Origin of the sequence: Paenalcaligenes hominis, from assembly GCF_041359055.1 — a bacterium.
Taxonomy (GTDB): domain Bacteria; phylum Pseudomonadota; class Gammaproteobacteria; order Burkholderiales; family Burkholderiaceae_B; genus Paenalcaligenes; species Paenalcaligenes hominis_A.
On sequence record NZ_JBGJKZ010000004.1, the window covers coordinates 69,703 to 89,102 of the forward strand.

15 protein-coding genes are annotated in these 19,400 nt (G+C 47.8%); 9 read left to right on the forward strand and 6 right to left on the reverse strand.

Annotated elements, in window-relative coordinates:
- Positions 1–39: 39 nt before the first annotated feature.
- Positions 40–2,055 carry an ATP-dependent DNA helicase gene (locus tag ACBP46_RS10220; protein WP_371016639.1) on the reverse strand — a complete coding sequence of 672 codons (2,016 nt, stop codon included), beginning with the start codon at positions 2,053–2,055 and terminating at the stop codon, positions 40–42.
- Positions 2,056–2,187: 132 nt separating this feature from the next.
- Between ACBP46_RS10220 and ACBP46_RS10225 the strand changes: the two genes are divergently transcribed.
- Genes ACBP46_RS10225 through ACBP46_RS10235 form a run of 3 tightly spaced genes read left to right on the forward strand, consistent with a single transcriptional unit; the run spans position 2,188 to position 6,375 of the window.
- Positions 2,188–4,530, forward strand: a complete 2,343-nt coding sequence (locus ACBP46_RS10225) for a Tex family protein (RefSeq protein WP_371016640.1) — start codon at positions 2,188–2,190, stop codon at positions 4,528–4,530.
- Positions 4,531–4,541: 11 nt separating this feature from the next.
- The gene (locus ACBP46_RS10230; RefSeq protein WP_371016641.1) at positions 4,542–5,408 is read left to right on the forward strand and encodes a prephenate dehydrogenase; all 867 of its coding nucleotides are present in this window, start codon (positions 4,542–4,544) and stop codon (positions 5,406–5,408) included.
- A complete protein-coding gene (locus ACBP46_RS10235) occupies positions 5,401–6,375 on the forward strand; it encodes a Bug family tripartite tricarboxylate transporter substrate binding protein (protein ID WP_371016642.1) in 975 nt (324 codons plus the stop codon). Before ACBP46_RS10230 ends, ACBP46_RS10235 begins: the two co-directional genes overlap by 8 nt.
- A gap of 32 nt (positions 6,376–6,407) precedes the next feature.
- On the opposite strand, the gene ACBP46_RS10240 is transcribed toward ACBP46_RS10235, so the two are convergent.
- Positions 6,408–7,319: a LysR family transcriptional regulator gene (locus ACBP46_RS10240; RefSeq protein WP_371016643.1), complete on the reverse strand. Its 912-nt coding sequence runs from the start codon at positions 7,317–7,319 to the stop codon at positions 6,408–6,410.
- 181 nt (positions 7,320–7,500) lie between these two features.
- Here ACBP46_RS10240 and ACBP46_RS10245 point away from each other — a divergent pair, with 181 nt between their 5' ends.
- The 6 genes from ACBP46_RS10245 to ACBP46_RS10270 are packed head-to-tail and all read left to right on the forward strand — an operon-like array spanning position 7,501 to position 14,192.
- Complete coding sequence (locus tag ACBP46_RS10245; RefSeq protein WP_371016644.1) at positions 7,501–9,114, forward strand: ABC transporter substrate-binding protein; 1,614 nt, start codon at positions 7,501–7,503, stop codon at positions 9,112–9,114.
- 35 nt (positions 9,115–9,149) lie between these two features.
- The gene (locus ACBP46_RS10250; RefSeq protein WP_371016645.1) at positions 9,150–10,127 is read left to right on the forward strand and encodes an ABC transporter permease; all 978 of its coding nucleotides are present in this window, start codon (positions 9,150–9,152) and stop codon (positions 10,125–10,127) included.
- Complete coding sequence (locus ACBP46_RS10255) at positions 10,127–11,059, forward strand: ABC transporter permease (RefSeq protein WP_371016646.1); 933 nt, start codon at positions 10,127–10,129, stop codon at positions 11,057–11,059. Before ACBP46_RS10250 ends, ACBP46_RS10255 begins: the two co-directional genes overlap by 1 nt.
- The gene (locus tag ACBP46_RS10260) at positions 11,059–12,045 is read left to right on the forward strand and encodes an ABC transporter ATP-binding protein (RefSeq protein ID WP_371016647.1); all 987 of its coding nucleotides are present in this window, start codon (positions 11,059–11,061) and stop codon (positions 12,043–12,045) included. Before ACBP46_RS10255 ends, ACBP46_RS10260 begins: the two co-directional genes overlap by 1 nt.
- Entirely contained in the window at positions 12,042–13,031 is a 990-nt protein-coding gene (locus tag ACBP46_RS10265; RefSeq protein WP_371016648.1) for an ABC transporter ATP-binding protein, read from the forward strand. The genes ACBP46_RS10260 and ACBP46_RS10265 overlap by 4 nt, the downstream gene beginning before the upstream one ends.
- A 21-nt stretch (positions 13,032–13,052) precedes the next feature.
- Positions 13,053–14,192, forward strand: coding sequence for a M20 family metallopeptidase (locus ACBP46_RS10270; protein WP_371016649.1), 1,140 nt, complete (start codon positions 13,053–13,055; stop codon positions 14,190–14,192).
- 24 nt (positions 14,193–14,216) lie between these two features.
- Here the strand turns inward: ACBP46_RS10270 and ACBP46_RS10275 are convergent, their stop codons facing one another.
- From ACBP46_RS10275 to odhB, 4 genes are all read right to left on the reverse strand, one after another.
- Positions 14,217–15,524, reverse strand: a complete 1,308-nt coding sequence (locus tag ACBP46_RS10275) for a tryptophan--tRNA ligase (protein ID WP_371016793.1) — start codon at positions 15,522–15,524, stop codon at positions 14,217–14,219.
- Between the two features lie 41 nt (positions 15,525–15,565).
- Positions 15,566–16,657, reverse strand: a complete 1,092-nt coding sequence (gene zapE, locus ACBP46_RS10280; RefSeq protein WP_371016650.1) for a cell division protein ZapE — start codon at positions 16,655–16,657, stop codon at positions 15,566–15,568.
- Positions 16,658–16,728: 71 nt separating this feature from the next.
- Positions 16,729–18,153, reverse strand: a complete 1,425-nt coding sequence (gene lpdA, locus ACBP46_RS10285; protein WP_371016651.1) for a dihydrolipoyl dehydrogenase — start codon at positions 18,151–18,153, stop codon at positions 16,729–16,731.
- A 14-nt stretch (positions 18,154–18,167) separates the two neighbouring features.
- On the reverse strand, positions 18,168–19,373 hold the full coding sequence (gene odhB / locus ACBP46_RS10290; RefSeq protein WP_371016652.1) for a 2-oxoglutarate dehydrogenase complex dihydrolipoyllysine-residue succinyltransferase: 1,206 nt from the start codon (positions 19,371–19,373) through the stop codon (positions 18,168–18,170).
- Positions 19,374–19,400 lie beyond the last annotated feature (27 nt).

Below are 19,400 nucleotides of genomic sequence, written 5' to 3' on the forward strand. Positions count from 1 at the left end.
CCTTGTAAAACGGTGAGCTTTTTTTGTGAACTAAGATTGCTATGAATGGTCGTGCTTTTTATTTTGATAAAACTGCAACGCCTGCTGTGCATTGCGCGTACGGGTAAAAGGCGGTAAACCACGCCACAATACCTTGCCATACGGCTTTTCCACAAGACGGGCATCGCCCATAACAAGTACCCCCCAGTCTTTCTCTGTGCGGATCAAGCGCCCCGCCCCCTGTTTTAACGCAATAGCTGCCTCGGGCAATTGATACTCAATAAATGGATTGCCGCCTCGGTCTCTGCAGGCTTTAATGCGCGCCTCTAGCACAGGGTCATCGGGCGGGGCAAAAGGTAATTTATCGATAGCGACCACGGTCAAGGCCTCGCCTGGCACATCAATGCCTTCCCAAAAACTGGCGCTGCCCACCAAAATAGCATTCTCTTTTGAGCGAAAATCATGCAAAAGCACTTGACGTGAACGCTCGCCTTGGCGCATGACTAACCGCTTTAAGCCCAAGCGTTTTACTTGCTCCTCGATCAGGTCTGCCATCAAGTCCACACCACGCAAGGTGGTGCTGAGTACTAAAACACCGCCTTGAGCATTTTCAATAAACGGAATGAGCTGCTCGATAAACTTAGGGTAAAAATCAGCGCTAGAGCTAATAGGGAGCTGTTGTGGCACATACAGCAGGGCTTGTTCTGGGTAATTAAAAGGCGAAGGCCAAACCTCGACCCGAGCCTCCCATAAGCCTAATTGGTGCACAAAATGATTAAAATTGCCGTGCACGGATAACGTAGCTGAAGTGAAAATCCAGCTTTGGTCCTCGCCTTTGTAACGCGAAAAAATTTGCGCCACCGATAAAGGAGCTCGATGTAATCGCAGATATGTAGTGCCATGCTCGACCCAACGCACCGACTCTTGCTCTAATTGCTGAATAGTTGCTGTGTCGGCATCGGGCAAGGTCGCATTTTTACCTTGACGATCAGGCTGGGTCCACACAAACAACTGAGCTCGTAATTGCAAAGCCGTTTTATAAGCAGCAGCTAAGTCGGGATGATGCTCTTTTAATAAATCCAAGAGTTTAATGAGTTTATCTAAACGGTCTAAAAGCGCCTCTAGAGACTCATCAAAAGCTGCCGCATTAGGTAAATCATGAAATGTGCTTTTTTGCCCTGAAAGCTGTTGAATAGGCGCGGCCTGCAAGCGCAGATCGTGTACACACTGTCGTAATGTGCCTGCTACCGCGCTCCAGTCGGCTGTGCCTTTGGCATGCGCCAAACCTGCGGCCTCGACCAAATGAGCCAAATCGTTTACCTGATGCATGGAAACCGTCGTGCCTAAAAACCGTGTAGCAACATCTGGTAATTGATGGGCTTCGTCAAACACCACCACATCTACTTCGGGCAATAAATCGGTAATGCCTTCTTCGCGCAAAGCCAAATCCGCCATAAAAAGCGCATGATTTACAACCACAATGTCGGCTTCTTGGGCTTTGCGGCGTGCTTTGAGCACAAAACACTCGTTAATATACGGACAGTCTTGGCCTAAGCAGTTTTCCCGGGTTGAGGTGACACGATGCCAGATGGGTGCGTCTTCGGGAATGTCAGCCAAATCACTTTTATCGCCTGTTTTACTGCGCTCTATAAACTGTTGAATAATGCGGATCTGTTCTACTTCTTGTTTAGAGCCAAAGCCACGCTCATCATTTTCGTATTTTTCAAAATAATAATGGCATGCGTAATTACCGCGCCCCTTTAGTAATGCCACATTTAGAGACATGGCAAGCGCTTTACGTAAATGAGGTAAGTCCCGTTTAAAGAGCTGGTCTTGTAAAGTACGCGTGCCTGTTGAAACAAGTGCTTTGCGCCCACTTAAAAATAAAGGAACCAAGTACGCCCAGGTTTTACCTGTGCCAGTACCGGCCTCGGCGACCAACACAGACGGTGTTTCTACTGCTTCTTGAATAGAACGCGCCAGTTCGAGTTGCTGTTGGCGTAAAAAATAGTGAGAAACGGATGCGGCTAGAGGACCGTCATTAGCAAAGACTTGGTCGAGTTCCTGCAAAAGCATGGTGGGGAGAGAATCTGATTAAGAATAAAGAATCGATAAAAGGCTTATCGTGGCTTTGGAATCATACTACACTGCTACACTTGTGTTGCATAGGAAGCGCCTGTTTCTTTCTCGCTTTATTTTCAAAATACCATGACAAATACCTCTACCATCGACTCTGCCCGTTTACTTCACCAGCTTGCTGAAGAACTTGCTATTCGCCCAGCCCAAGCCTCTGCCGCGGTTGACTTACTCGACGATGGCGCTACTGTGCCTTTTATTGCCCGTTACCGCAAAGAGGCCACAGGCGGTTTGGACGACGCAGTGTTACGTGATCTAGAGGTCCGTTTACTGTATTTACGTGATTTAGAAAGTCGCCGTCTTGCAATTTTAGAAAGCATTCAATCGCAAGATAAATTAACACCTGAATTACAGGCAGAAATTCTTGAAGCCAACACTAAGCAGCGCCTTGAGGATTTGTATGCGCCTTATAAGCCTAAGCGTCGTACTCGCGCCCAAATTGCCCTTGAGGCAGGCTTAGATGCCTTAGTCAGCGCTATTTTAGATGACTCTCAATGCGACCCTTTGCTTCTAGCCGAACAGTATGTAAACGCAGATGCCGGCTTTGACGATGCCAAAAAAGCGTTAGATGGAGCCCGTGAAATTTTGGCACAACGTTTTGCTGAAAATGCTGACGTGTTAGAGAATCTGCGTAGTTATCTCTGGCAACATGGCCTGCTATACGCCTCGGTCATGGAAGGTAAAGAACTAGAAGGCGACAAATTCAGAGATTGGTTCGATTTTTCCGAACGACTTCAAACCTTGCCCTCGCACCGTGTTTTAGCTCTGCTCCGAGGCCGCCAACAAGGCATTTTAAGTTTGCGACTAGGCTTAAGCCCAGAAATGGAGGCGCTACAGCCCCATCCATGTATAGAGCGTTTAGTTAAATTAGTTGCTATTCCTGCTGACTTCAGCCCAGAGGCTAGTCCGCAACGCAAATGGTTAGCCGAAGTCAGTCGTATTGCATGGCGTGTCAAGCTGCTTACGGCATTTGAAACCGAGCTGATCGGACGGTTGCGCGAAGAGGCCGAGGCCGAAGCTACCCGCGTTTTTGCTGCGAATTTACGAGACTTGCTTTTAAGCGCTCCTGCTGGGAACAAACGCGTTTTAGGCTTAGACCCAGGTATTCGCACCGGGGTTAAAGTCGCCGCTATAGATGAAACAGGCAAAGTGATCGCTACAGATACCGTCTATCCCTTTGGGGGCCGTAAGGACGTACATGGCACGCAGCACACACTCGCGCACTTAATCCGCCAACACCAATTAGAACTTATCGCCATTGGTAACGGCACCGCATCACGCGAAACCGAGCAACTAGTTAAAGAGCTATTGGCTTCGCAGTCTGATTTATCTAAAGTACAACATATTGTGGTGTCCGAAGCAGGAGCATCCGTCTACTCCGCCTCCGAGCTTGCCAGTCAGGAATTCCCTGAGCTAGATGTTAGTTTACGCGGTGCTGTTTCTATAGCTCGTCGTCTGCAGGACCCTCTGGCAGAATTAGTCAAAATTGATCCTAAAGCCATTGGGGTAGGTCAATACCAACATGATGTAAATCAAAGAGAACTCGAGCGTTCATTAGATGCTGTGGTCGAGGATTGTGTCAACGCAGTAGGGGTAGATGTAAACACGGCGTCTTCCGCGTTGTTAGCTCGAGTTTCAGGGCTTAATAAAACACTAGCAGAAAATATTGTGGAATGGCGCGACGAGTTTGGTGCCTTTCCTGATCGTCATACCCTGCTTAAAGTTAAGCGTTTTGGCCCCAAAACTTTTGAGCAAGCGGCAGGTTTTCTGCGGGTACTAAATGGTGCAAACCCATTAGATGCTTCTGCTGTACACCCTGAAGCCTACCCAATAGCTCAGCAAATTTTACAAAAAGCCGCCGCATCAGCCGCAGAGGTGATTGGCAAAGCCGACGCCTTAAAAGGTTTGTCGCCCAAAGACTTTATCAATGAACAGTTTGGCCTACCTACTGTACAAGATATTTTCACTGAGTTAGAGCGGCCGGGTCGCGACCCTCGTCCCGAATTTAAAACTGTACAGTTCCTGGAGGGTGTTACCGAGATCAAAGACCTACGCGTAGGTATGGTGCTTGAGGGCGTCGTTAGCAACGTAGCCAACTTTGGTGCATTTGTGGACATTGGCGTACATCAAGATGGTTTGGTTCATATTTCTGCGCTAGCAAATAAGTTTGTTTCTGATCCTCGTGAAGTGGTGCGTGTGGGCCAGACAGTACAAGTCAAAGTGCTTGAAGTGGATGAGGCGCGCAAACGTATTAGCTTAACCATGCGTTTAGACGATGAGGCAACACCTACAAGAAAAAACACCAGTTCCAGCACCAAAGCATCTCGTCCACAACGTCCTGAACGTACTGAGCGTAAAGCGCCAGATGCTGCCAATAATGCAATGGCAGCCGCGTTTGCCAAGTTAAAGCGCTAAAAGGATTACGCATGCATCTGGCATTACTTGGGTGTGGGCTCATGGGCGGCTCTTTTGCCTTAGCCGCTCAGGCCTCTGGCATGATTTCTAGTGTAACGGGCTACTCTGTGCCGCAACACTCTGCAGAACATTTTTTAAAACAGGGCATTATTCAGCATTTGGCATTCGATGCTGCTGAAGCAGTACAAAGTGCGGATGTGGTATTGATTGCCACCCCAGTGGCTGCCATTCCAGCAGTACTGCAGCAAATCGCTTCTGCTCTGTTGCCGCATTGCTTGGTCATGGATGTAGGCAGCACTAAACGCAGCGTACACCAAGCCGCCAAAAAGGCATTAGGTGCTCATGCCCGCTTTTTTGTGCCCACTCACCCTATTGCTGGCAAAGAACAAGCCGGACATGCCGAGCCACAAACCACTCTGTACCAGAACAAAACAGTTGTACTTTGTCCCGATGCAGAAACGGATTCACAAGCGTTGGCTCTAGCACATCAGCTTTGGCAACATTGTGGTGCCCAGACTAAAGAGCTTGATGTCGCAGCGCACGACAGAGGCTTAGCGGCTGTAAGTCACCTGCCTCATTTGCTAGCTTTTGCCTATATGGATGCTTTGCTAAACCAACCCGATCACACCGAACTATTGGATTTAGGCGGCCCTGGATTTAGGGACTTTTCACGTATTGCAGGCTGTGAGGCCAGCATTTGGCGTGATATTTTAATTGATAATCAGGATGAGGTTTTGCCGCTTTTAAATGCTGTACGCCAATCCCTAGATCACCTCGAATTACTTATTACACAATCCCAACCTGATGTGCTGGAACCGGTCTTGCAACGAGCCAGTCAAGCACGAATTCATTGGAAAAAGGAGAACAACAATGTTTAAACCTACATTACGACGTACCGTTGTGGCTGTGGCAGCACTCTGTCTGTCCGGTGCAGCCCTTGCCCAGCAAAACGTGACTCGCATCATCGTCCCGTTTTCTGCTGGAGGCCCTATTGATGTCACGGCTCGTGTTTTGGCTGAGGGTGTTAAAGACGAGCTTGGTACAGTCATTATTGAAAACAAGCCCGGTGCAGGCGGTAACATTGGTTCAGACTACGTAGCCAAAGCCAAACCGGATGGCAAAACCATTGGTATTGCTACCCTTGCTTCGCATGCAGTGAATCCGTGGATCTACTCTCAGATTCCTTACGATGCAGACCAAGACTTTGCCGCAGTGACCATGATGGTCAATGTGCCTAACGTACTTGTCATGAACGCTTTGCATGCAGAGAAACTAGGCATCAACTCCGTAGAAGAGTTAATTGCCTACGCTAAAGCGAACCCAAACAAACTTAACTACGGCTCAGGCGGTAATGGTAGTGGCGGGCACTTAGCTGGCGAGCTCTTTAAAAAGCAAGCGGATATCGACATTATGCATATCCCCTACAATGGCGGTGCCCCGGCTCAATTGGCTTTGCTCTCCGCTGAAGTCGATTTTACTTTTGACAACCTTGCTACCGCTGCACCTAATATTAACGCTGGCAAGCTAAAAGCATTAGCCGTTACCACCGACGAACGCTCCGACGTGCTGCCTGATGTTCCTACCGTTAAAGAAAGTGGCCTAGAAAACTTTTCCGTTTCCACGTGGTGGGGCTTAGTTGCACCGGCAGACACACCAAAAGAAGAAATTGATAAGCTCAATGCCGCCTTTAGTGCAGCCATGAAGTCTGAGCAAGCTCAAGAGCGTTTTGCCAATTTACTTGTTACTCCTACTCCTAGCACCCCCGAGGAGTTTGATGACTTCATGCGTGAAGAACGTACTCGTTACAAGCAAATTGTTGAAGACGCTGGTGCCAGAGTGGATTAACTGTCACGAACTAGCCGGTCTTACAAGCCCCTCTAATGAGGGGCTTGTGCCATTAGCTGCTTTAAACGCTGCACTACTAGCTCAATAAACTCATCCATAGCATCCGGTAATCGACGCCCCCGCATCACTTGTACCTGCAATACTCGAGCGTGCATTTCTGTATTACGCAGAGGTATAGCCACCAGCTCATAATCATGTAAAAGTCCAGCTACAGAGGTATAACTAGCAAACAAAATTGCTTGGCTATGCTTCACATAGGCGTGCAAGGCTTCAGCGTGGTTGCTGAGCACATGCGGTTCCACCCATTTTCCGGTGCGGTTACAAGCAAGCTGATAAAGCTTGTAGGTAGAAGTGTCTTGGTCAGTTAAAGCAAGTGGAAATCGTTGAATCTCGTCTAATTGTAAACGTTTACGTTTAGCTAAAGGATGGTGCTTGCTCATTACCGCCAACGCTGACGCACTGCACGCGTAGCGAACCTCTACAGCTTCACTGGGAGTAGTACTAAAAGTAATAGCAATATCGGACTCGCCTGTGGCGACTCGCTCAGTAGCCACCTTAGCGCTACTAACAAAAATACTAAATCGTGTTTCAGGATGGCGTTGAGTAAAACGCGCCATGAGATAAGGAGCCAAATCATGGGCCACACCCTGAGTGCAGGCCACGCGGATTGGCTGTTTAGCCGCATCGTTTAATTCTGCTATGGCATAAAAAGTGGCCTCGGTTTCTAAATTAACCCGTCGCACATGCTTTAAAAGCATTTGCCCGGCCGCGGTTAATTGCATACCTCTTGAACTGCGCTCGAACAATGCCGCACCGACGCGTTTTTCTAATTGATTCACTTGGCGGCTAACCGCAGAAATTGCCACATCTAACGATTCAGCAGCGCCACTCAAGCTACCCCGTTGCGCCACTTCGTAGAAATATTTAAACGCTAATGATTGCATCTAATTACTGTTTCCCTCATCTAAGTTGGAGAATTTAGTCTTATCTAAGACTCGGGTTATCCCTAAATACTCTTTCTAAAAAAAGCAAAGCCATCTCTCATTCTTATTATTGTATAGAAAGGTGGCGCTCTATATACTGCAAACTTAATTTGTTAATAATCGTTGATTCCTTGGAGACACTATGAATCTACGTTTTACTGCTAAGGCTGTATCTATCAGCATAGCGTGCGCTTTGGCCTCAATGGCATCCGCTCAAACCTTAAAGATTGGTTTAGCTTCTGAGCCTACTGCTATAGACCCGCACTACCATCAAACCACACCTAACGAAGCGTTAATTGCTCACATTTTTGAGCCTTTAGTACGCATGAGTCCCGACATGGAGTTGCAGCCTGCTTTAGCGGAAACCTGGGAAGCAACGGATGAGCATACTTGGACTTTCAAGCTCGATAAAAACGCTAAGTTTTCAAATGGAGAGCCATTTACTGCCGACGATGTAATTTTTAGTTTCTGTAGAATCCATAACAATGAAACAGGAATCGCAGGTGGTTTTGTTAACACGGCCAACCGTATCAAAGCTATCGAAGCTCCTGATGCCTACACTGTTAAACTCATCACTGAAAATCCCTATCCCGTTCTGCCTAACGAACTGGCACGAATCCCAATGATTTGGAATGGTATAGCTGAACACGGTGAGCTCAGCTATGCCCCTAAAGAAGGCTGTGGCGTAACAGGCCCTTGGCCCGAAGTGAACTCCTTTAATCAAGGCACAGCTGTAATTGGCACCGGCCCTTATACGTTAAAAACCTACGTAAAAGGCTCAACCATTGAGCTCAGCCGTAATGACAATTACTGGGGCACAAAACCCGACTGGGAAACAGTACGTTTAACCTCTGTGCCTAGCGATGGTCCTCGTTTAACCGGTTTATTAGCGGGTGACTTTGATTTAATTGAAAACCCAGCGGCTCGCGATTTAAAACGCATTAGCGAAAGCGGTTTCGAGTACACCATCAAACCTTCTGTACGGGTTATGTTCTTTCAGCTTGATACCGGTCGTGAGCAAAGTCCTCTAGTGAAGTCTCCTAAAGGTGACAATCCACTACAAAATGCTAAGGTTCGTCAAGCCATGTCTTTAGCAATTGATCGCAAAGCAATTATCGAACGCATCATGGACGGAGTCGCTACCCCTGCTAATCAATACATCCCAGTGGGCATGTTTGGCTCTATCGCAGATGCTCCAGATCTTCCTTACGATCCTAAAAAAGCCAAAGAGCTTTTGACTGAAGCCGGTTATCCCGATGGCTTTGAGCTCACTTTATCGGCTACTAATGACCGTTATATTAACGACGCACAATTAACTCAAGCCGTTGCTCAATACCTCACTCGCATTGGCATCAAAACTAGCGTTGATACCATGACACGATCTGTGTATTTCCCTAAACGTGCCAAACGCGAATTTAGTGCCTCTTTAGGCGGTTGGGGTTCTGAAACAGGTGAAGCCAGCAATTTCTTACAGTACTGGGTTACTACCACTAACAAAGACCTAGGGGTAGGCAGCAGTAACTACGGCGCGTATTCCAATCCTGAACTCGATAAGCTCTATCTAGAAGCCACTCGCACACTTGACGACACCAAACGTAACCAGTTGCTTCAAGATGCGGTGAAGCTGTCTATCGATGACATGGGACATATTCCTTTGCACTTTGAAAGTGGTGTCTGGGCCTATCGCAAAGGTATCGATTACGTCGGTCGTGCTGATCAACGTACTATAGCCACCAATGCAACATTGGCTAAATAAAAAATAGATGTTTTAGGCTGACTAAGGAGTTTATTTTGGCCGTTTTTATTGTTCGCAGACTACTGCAAAGCCTAATGGTGTTATTAGCAGTTTCTGTGGTGGTGTTTTTTGCAGTATACGCCGTGGGCGATCCCATCGAACTATTAGTCAGCCCTGACGTGGGACAAGATCAGCGCGATGCGCTGATCGCCCGTCTTGGGTTAGATCTACCTATCTGGCAACAATACTTGCACTTTTTATGGCGTGCACTGCATGGCGATTTGGGTAACTCATTTGTCCATGGCATGCCAGCTGTTGAATTAATTTTACAGCGCTTCCCCGCTACGCTTGAGCTAGTCGTGGTGGCTATCAGCTTGACCTGTATTTTGGGCATTCCTCTAGGTTTAATCGCCGGTTTACACCGCGACAACCTTATCGGCAAAAGTATTATGAACACCTCCGTGTTGGGCTTTTCTTTGCCAAATTTCTGGCAAGGGATGGTTTTTATTCTACTTTTTGCTGTATGGCTGGGTTGGTTGCCTGCCTCAGGCCGAGGCCCAACAGTGGAGTTCTTAGGCATGCGCCTCAGTATTTTTAGTGCTGAAGGGTGGCGTCATATTGCTTTGCCTGCCGTGAACTTAGCTATTGCAAATATTGCTCTAGTGCTACGTATGACCGCCTCCGGTGTTAGCGAAGCACAAAGCCAAGACTATGTACGTTTTGCTAGAGCTAAAGGCGTTAAGCCGGGACGTATTGTACGCCGTCATATCTTACGCAATATTATGATCCCTGTTGTCACTGTAATCGGCATGGAATTTGGCTCTTTAATCGCTTATTCCACTATTACCGAAACGGTTTTCTCATGGCCCGGCATGGGTAAGCTATTAATTGATAGCGTCTACCAGCTTGATCGCCCTGTAGTCGTTGCGTATGTAATGCTAGTTACCATGCTTTTTGTCGTGATTAATCTTGTGGTGGATATTTTGTACGCCCTGCTTGACCCCCGTGTTCAACTCTTGGAGCCTAGCGCCTAATGAAAACCGATAAACTAGTGTCTTCTGCGCAACCGGCGGCTATTCCTACAGTTCAACCTGTACAAAACACACCGCAGCGCCAAAAAATAGTAAAAAGCTTACGTAGCCGACCTTCTACCAAACGCTGCTTAATTGCTTTGTTTTTATTAATTGCGGTGGTGCTCATTGCCCCCTATTTTGCACCTCAAAACCCTTACGACCTATTAGCTTTAGACATCATGGATGGACGCCTACCTCCGGGGTCAGAAAGTTTTTCAGGACAAACCTATTGGTTGGGTACCGACTCTCAAGGGCGTGACATGCTAAGCGCCATTTTATATGGCTTACGCATCAGCTTGTTCGTCGGCTTAGGCGCAGTAATTATCTCTGCCATTATTGGCATGATTATGGGTCTAATAGCCGCCTTTCATGGGGGCTGGGTCGATAGTCTTATCATGCGTGCGGTGGATTTTATTCTTGGCTTTCCTACCATTTTAGTTGCTTTGGTGCTGCTATCGGTGCTGGGCAAAGGCATAGACAAAGTCATCATCGCCCTCGTAATCGTGCAATGGGCCAATTACGCACGTATTATGCGTGGCCGCGCCTTACAAGAACGACGCAAAGAATACATTGAAGCCGCAACCAACTTGGGCTTCTCTTCGTGGCGCATCATGTTCAAGCACCTCATGCCAAATTGTTTTGGCCCTATTATGGTGTTTGCCACTATCCAAATTGCTACCGCTATTGTGCTAGAGGCCACCCTTTCATTCTTAGGGGTCGGAGTACCAGTCACTGAGCCATCATTGGGTTTACTTATTTCTAGTGGCTTTGAGTTCTTACTCTCTGGCGACTATTGGATCAGTATCTTCCCCGGCGTGGCGTTGTTACTGCTTATTTTATCGATCAATATTGTGGGCGATCGCCTACGTGAAAGCTTGGACCCACGACGCTAATGAACCAAACTGATTTATTAACTGTAAATAATTTACAAACGGCCTTCCACACCGAAGCCGGTGCGTGGCTGGCTGTTGATGGTGTAAACCTTCAGGTCAAACGAGGTGAAATTTTAGGTTTAGTAGGAGAGTCGGGTTCTGGTAAATCTGTTACTGGCTTTTCCTTGCTAGGCCTCATAGATCCCCCAGGTGAAGTCATAGGTGGCGAGGTTATTTTTAACGGCCAAGATTTACGCCAAAGCAGCGAGGAGCAACTGCGCCAATTGCGCGGCGACCGCATTGCAATGATTTTCCAAGACCCACTGATGACCTTGAATCCGGTATTAAAAGTGGGAGAGCAAATGATGGAAGCGATCTTCACGCACTATCCTAAAACAAGCAAAGCCGAAGCCAGACAACACTGCTGCGAGGCCTTGGCTCAGGTAGGTATTCCTGCGCCCGAGTCACGTCTTGACAACTACCCACATGAGTTCTCTGGTGGTATGCGTCAACGCGTCGCCATTGCTATTGCGATGCTAAACAAACCGGATTTAATTATTGCTGATGAACCTACCACAGCACTAGACGTGACCATTCAAGCGCAAATCCTATACGAAGTGCAAAAGCTGTGTAAAGAGCAAAATACCGCATTGATATGGATCACGCACGATTTGGGGGTGGTAGCCGAATTAGCCGATAACGTAGCCGTTATGTACGCTGGGCGCATCGTGGAATACGGCGCAGTGGACGAGGTATTAAGCCAACCTATTCATCCTTATACCCAAGGCCTATTAAACTCCATGCCCGGTACCAGCCAGCCTGGTACTCGACTGCAACAAATTGATGGGATGGCTCCTACCCTAACAGGACGTGAACAAGGGTGTACCTTTAGGCCACGTTGTGCTCAGGCTCATCCCTCCTGTGCAGACGCTCCACCCCCTGAAACGCATTTAGCGGGACGCCAATACCGCTGTTATTTTCCTCTGCATACCGAGGTCGCATCATGAGCGCTCCTATTATTGAAATTCAAAACCTGAATAAACAATTCAGCAAATCGCCCGACTTAGCGCACCGCCTGTTGCAAACGCTAGGTAAAGCTGAACCTGTACCTACGGTTCATGCAGTAAACGGCGTTAACCTTTCAATACGCAAAGGAGAGGTCGTGGGGTTGGTGGGCGAATCGGGCTGCGGTAAATCCACCTTGGGCCGCATGGTGGCAGGTCTAATTAAGCCCAGTTCAGGACAGGTATTATATAAAGGTCAAAATACACAACGCCTGACAGCTAAAGACAAGCTGGCTTACACCCTTGGTGTTCAGCTGATTTTTCAAGACCCTCTGGCCTCACTCAACCCTAAACACCAGCTGGGCGACATCATTAGTGAAGCCCTCCTCGTGCATAAGCTAGCCCCTAAAGACCAAATCACACACCGCATTCATCATGCATTGGCTGAGGTGGGACTAGACGTTGATTACAAAAACCGCCTGCCCCATCAAATTTCAGGGGGGCAACGCCAACGTATTGGTATTGCTCGCGCCTTGATGGTTGAGCCTACGTTTTTGGTCTGTGACGAGCCGGTTGCTGCCTTAGATGTCTCTATCCAAGCCCAAGTCATTAACCTGTTTATGGACTTGCGCGATAAACACGAGCTGACCTATTTATTCATCAGTCATGATTTAGGCGTGGTGCGCCACATTTCAGATCGCGTCGCAATTATGTATTTGGGTCGTATTGTAGAAATTGCAGATAGTGCGTCTATATTTAGTCGTGCTGCGCACCCTTATACTCAAGCGCTCTTAGCAGAAATGCCAGACGTGGCTAAAAAAGGGCGAAACTTTACGCCTATTAAAGGAGAGATACCCTCTCCACTAAATCCACCGAGTGGCTGTACTTTCCATCCTCGCTGCCCCTTAGCTACAGAGGCTTGTAAGCTAACTGTACCTGAACTTAAAACCATCGCTCCTGGGCACGAAGCGGCTTGTCATTTGATTTAATCATTGCATAGGACATTTTTTATGAATCCCGAATCCATGCAGGAACTATCCGATAGCTTGCGCCAACAAATCATTCGTTGGGTCGAACTGGAGTCCCCTTCACACGAAGCTGAAGACCTACGCTGTATGGCTGACCTTATTCTAAGCGAATTAACCGACAGCCCCTTAAATGTGGAGCAAATAGACTTAGGTCCAGAAACGGGGCCTTTATTACATATCCATAATCGTGCCGTAGACGATACCCGTCCCGGTATCTTGGTACTGGGTCATTACGACACCGTACACCCACGTGGCACACTGGAAAAAAACCCATGTCGCCAAGAAGGCGACAAACTTTATGGCCCTGGTATTTACGACATGAAGTCGGGTATTGTGCTGGCGCTGTCAGCGCTAAAAGAATTAGCCAGCCCAAATGCAACGCGTTTGCCTATTGATATGGTCTTGGTGCCTGATGAGGAAACCGGTAGCCATTACTCACGCGAGCAGATCGAACGGTTTGCACAAACATCAGCCTATACATTAGTGTGCGAGCCAGCTCGTGCCGAAGAAGGTCGCTGCGTAACCGCACGTAAAGGCACAGGAAATATCGTCATTACCGCTCATGGCCGCCCCGCTCATGCTGGGGTACAGCATGAGAAAGGCCGGAATGCAATCGAAGAAATCGCTCATCATGTTTTAGCTCTAGAAAAGCTGACGGATTATGAGCGTGGTATTACGGTTAGTGTAGGGACAATCAAAGGCGGCACAACCTCCAACGTAGTACCTGCCTGGTGCCAAATTGTGGCTGACTTCCGTGTACCCAATGCAGAAATGGCGGAACGTTTGGAGTCTCAAATTCAAGACATCAAAGCAGTTAACCCCGATATTACTCTCGATGTTGAGTTCACGTTAAATCGACCGGCTATGGCGCGCACCGACGCCACAGTTGCGCTTTTAGAACGCTGTCAAGCCTTTGCTCAACAGGCTGGTTTCGAACTAAAAGAAGCCCCCATGACAGGGGGCGCTAGTGATGCAAACTTTACCGCCGCCTTAGGTATCCCTACCTTGGATGGTCTAGGCGCTGACGGCAACAGCGCACATACTCTGCGTGAACACATTTTAGTATCCACTTTGGCTGAACGCCGTCAATTCTGGCTGCATACCTTAGCCCAGCTGGACTAAGGCTCTACTGGCTAGCTTACTTTACTACAAGGCCGCTTTTAAGCGGTCTTGTTGGTCTTGGGTAAGCTGCGCCACTAAAATATTATCCACCACTAACTGGTAGCTACCTGCCTCTGACTCAAGACTGTACTCACCAGCCTGCAGTTTTTTGCTTAGTTGGCCTGCTTGTTTTGGGTCGGAAAACGGGACCGACAAAAACACTTCGTGGTCCTCAGCATCAAACAAACGGAACTGAAAACCATCATCGCCACGGAAGCTAACCACGCGCGCCGCCTTGGCCTTTTCTTTGTGTGCTGCGGGCTGAGCAGAGTGCATTTGTTGTGGCGAGCGTAACCCTACCGCTGCTCGTAACTCTTGAATCATAGGCGTAGCAATACGACGCGCCTTAACGGCACCTTCTAGGAGCATATCCTCAAGACGCTGGGGATTAGCCATTAAGTCGTTATAGATCTCACGCATGGGGCTGAGCTCTTCATTGACCAAATCGAACAACTTTTTCTTGGCCTCTCCCCAGCCCAAGCCATCGTGTAACTCGTGCTCAAACTGTGCTGTTTGCTCGGTAGAAGCAAAGGCTTTATACAGCTCAAACAAATGGGATCCTTCCGTTTCCTTGGCTTCCCCGGGTAGCTTAGAATCAGTCACAATGCTATTAATAGCCGAACGCAACAACTTTTCCCCACCCTCAAATAACGGAATGGTATTGTCATAGCTCTTTGACATTTTTCTACCATCCAAGCCAGGCAAGGTAGCCACTGAGTCATCAATTAACTCGTAGGGTGGAGTCAATAAGGTTTGACCTTGACCATAGAGATAGTTAAAACGATGGGCAATATCACGCGCCATTTCTAAATGCTGAATTTGGTCACGACCAACCGGCACCAAGTGCGCACTAAATAATAAGATATCGGCAGCCATTAAAATAGGATAAGAAAATAACCCCATATTAATGCCATCGTCTGGCTCTATCCCTTTGGCTATGTTTTGATCTACCGCTCCCTTGTACGCATGAGCACGATTCATTAAACCTTTGTTGGTGACGCAGGTTAGCATCCAACAAAACTCTGGAATTTCAGGGATATCTGACTGACGGTAAAACGTGACTTTGTTTGGATCCAAACCTGCTGCAATCCACGTGGCCGCAATCTCTAGCCTAGAGCGCGCCACACGGCGAGGGTCTTCGCATTTTACTAGCGCATGATAATCCGCCAAAAAGAAAAACGCATCAGTATCGGGCTGTGTGCTGGCTCGTACCGCAGGGCGAATTGCTCCTGCATAATTACCTAGATGGGGGGTGCCGGAAGGGGTAATACCGGTCAGGACTCGTTGTGTCATCATAAAACCTAAACTATTGAGGATTAATTTTTCTTCATTTATTAAAGCACTGCACTTTGTCTGCGCTCTGCTTGTAAGTATTCTTTGGATTGCATTTCCATTAACCTAGACTCCGTGCGATGGAATTCGCTAGACATTGGACCTGAGGTATAGAGCTGAGCCGCCTCGACCTCGGCGGAAAGAATAAGCTTTACTTTGTGGTCATACAATACGTCTACTAGCCACGTAAAGCGTCGCGCTGCAGAAGCATCTTGGGCCGTCATTTTAGGGATATCCGATACAATAACACTCTCAAAACGGCTTGCTAAGTCTAAGTAATCATTTTGAGACCGTGGCCCTACACAAAGGGTTTCAAAGTCAAACCACACCACCTCGTTATGACATGCCACCACAGGCAACTGACGCTGCTCTACTTCAATGGAGCCTGCCTGCGGCACCATACCACTAAGTGTCTCAAAGACCTGTGCCAGCTCGTGCTGGGTTTGCTCTGTTAAAGGCGTTAAATACAAACGTACTTGTTCTAGAGTGCGGCGGCGGTAATCCACTCCGGTGTCCACATTTATGATGTCCATACGCTGTTTAATCAGCGCAATCGCTGGCAAAATACGATCGCGATGCAAACCATCGGTATACAGCAAGTCTGGCTGATAGTTTGATGTCATAACAAAACTAACACCATGACTAAACAGCTCATCTAATAACTTATAGAGGATCATAGCATCCGCAATATCGGATACATGAAACTCATCAAAACAAATGATTTCGTAACGCTGCGCTATGGTTTTTGCGACGACTTCAAGGGGGTCTGGTTGACTACGCAATTGTTTTAACTGCTGATGCACCCCTCGCATAAACTCATGGAAATGCAAGCGCGCTTTGCGTTTTACCGGTAAGCATTCGTAGAAAGCGTCCATTAAAAAGCTTTTACCACGCCCTACCCCGCCCCATAAATACACACCCTGTGGTGCCTGCGCTTTATTGAGCCAACGCTTTAGAATGGATTTTTGGTTGTGACGATATTCTAGAAATTCGTCAAATAAGCGCTGTAGACGCTGAATGGCTTGCTCTTGGGCTGCATCGGCCTGATAGCCTTGTTGGGCTAAGGCATTTTGGTAATAATGAATGACATCCATGTGAATACTTATTTAAACAGAAAAAAGGGGCTGACAATGTCGGCCCCTTTCCTAAACCACATTAAATCATCTTAGAAGTTTAATGCTCGTTTATCAACAGCTAACGCAGCCTCTTTCATGGCTTCAGATAGTGTTGGGTGGGCATGACAAATGCGTGCAATGTCTTCCGCAGCACCACGGAATTCCATAATGACTACGCCTTCGGCAATAAGTTCGGAGGCGGTTGGGCCTACGATATGGATACCCAAAACCTCGTCGGTTTTCGCATCGGCCAATACTTTTACAAAGCCTGTGGTATCGCCTAATGCACGAGCACGACCGTTTGCCATGAAGGGGAATTGACCAGCACGGTACTCACGCCCTTCTTTTTTCAACTCTTGCTCGTTTTTACCTACCCAAGCAATTTCGGGAGAAGTATAAATAACCCAAGGGATGGTGTCGAAGTTAACATGTGGCTGTTGACCAGCAATACGCTCGGCTACAGCAACCCCTTCTTCTTCGGCTTTATGCGCCAACATAGGACCACGCACCACATCGCCTACTGCCCAAACATTGGGTAAGTTAGTACGGCAGTCCTCGTCAACCTCGACAAAACCACGCTCGTCTAGTTTTAAACCAACGGTCTCAGCCCCTAACCCTTGAGTGTTAGGTACACGGCCAATCGCCACCACTAGTTTGTCAAACTCGGCTTTGTGCTCTTTGCCATCCGCGTCTTGGTACTTCACTTTAACGTGCTTGCCTGCGTCGACAGAGTCCACTTTTACGCCAAGGTTAATTTCCAAACCTTGTTTTTTAAAGGCTTTTAGCGCTTCTTTGGCCACATCGCGATCTGCCGCTGCTAAGAACTCGGGAGAGCCCTCAAAAACGGTCACCTCGGACCCTAAACGACGCCACACACTACCCAGCTCTAAGCCAATTACACCCGCACCGATTACACCTAGCTTTTTAGGTACATCAGTTAAGCGTAGAGCGCCATCGTTAGAAAGAATTTGCTCTTCGTCAAAGGGTAAACCAGGTAATTCACGTGCAGAAGAGCCCGTCGCAATCACGACTTGCTTAGCAATAAGCTCTTCGGGCTGGTCGCCTGCCACATTAATAGACCAACCTGCATCGACTTTGGCATTAAACGAAGCCGTACCGTGGAAATAAGTCACTTTGTTCTTTTTAAACAAGAACAAGATTCCTTGATTGTTTTCGCCTACGACTTTATCTTTGCGACCAAGTAGGGTTTTGAGATCTAGATCTAGACCTTTTACCTTGATACCGTGATCGGCGAAGTGCTTGTCGGCTTGCTCGTAGTGCTCGGAAGACTGGAGTAGCGCTTTAGAAGGAATACATCCGACGTTAGTACATGTACCACCAGGGGCTGGTTTGCCTTTGGCGTCAGACCATGCATCTACACATGCAACCGATAAACCTAATTGGGCAGCTCGAATGGCGGCTATGTAGCCGCCAGGACCTGCACCAATGACAACTAAATCAAAATTTTTTGCCATGATGCTGTTATTCCTTAGATATCTAACAAGAGACGCTGTGGGTCTTCGAGGGCGTCTTTCATTGCTACCAAGCCAAGTACGGCTTCGCGACCATCAATAATACGGTGATCATAAGACATGGCTAAGTAGTTCATGGGGCGAATAACCACCTGACCATTTTCAACTACAGCGCGGTCTTTTGTGGCATGAATACCTAAGATAGCAGACTGAGGTGGGTTGATAATTGGAGTAGAAAGCATAGAACCAAACACCCCACCGTTAGAGATGGAGAAGGTACCACCGGTTAAGTCTTCTAGAGCAAGCTTGCCGTCTTGGGCGCGACGACCAAAGTCAGCAATTTGCTTTTCAATGTCAGCAATAGACATTTGATCGGCGTTGCGCAAAATAGGCACGACCAAACCACGTGGGCTGCTAACAGCAATACCAATATCAAAATAGCCGTGGTAGATAATGTCTTTACCATCTACCGATGCATTCAAGATGGGGTATTTTTTCAAAGCAGCTACAGCGGCTTTTACAAAGAAAGACATAAAGCCCAGTTTTACACCGTGCTCTTTTTCAAAGGTATCACGGTACTGTTTGCGTAGCTCGATAACGGCTTGCATGTTGACCTCGTTAAACGTGGTCAAAATGGCGTTTTCTTGCTGGGACTGCAATAAACGCTCGGCCACGCGAGCACGTAGACGGCTCATGGGCACACGCTGTTCAGGGCGGCCATCTAATGACAAGGTAGCGGGTGCAGCAGGAGCGGCAGCCGCTTTAGGAGCACCGGCTTGAGCAGCCACGGCATCGGCTTTGGTCACGCGACCATCACGACCTGTACCAGCAACATCAGCAACCTCTACACCTTTTTCTGCCAAGATTTTGCTGGCAGCAGGTGAAGCAGCCGTTACGCTAGCTGCAGGAGCGGCAGCGGGTGCGGATGCGGCAGCGGGTGTTTCTTCAGGGGCTGCAGCCTGAGCAGGAGCTGCTGCTTTAGCTTCGGTATCAATACGCGCTAGAACTTCGCCAGATGTCACTGTACTGCCATCGCCTTTCACGATCTCTACGAGCACACCAGCAGAAGGAGCTGGGACTTCTAGAACGACTTTATCGGTTTCTACGTCGATTAAGATTTCATCTTGGTCAACAGCGTCGCCCGGTTGTTTTTTCCACTCGAGCAAGGTTGCCTCGGATACCGATTCGGATAACTCCGGTACTAAAATTTCAATAATAGCCATAATATTTTCCGTGTAATAAATGTGTCT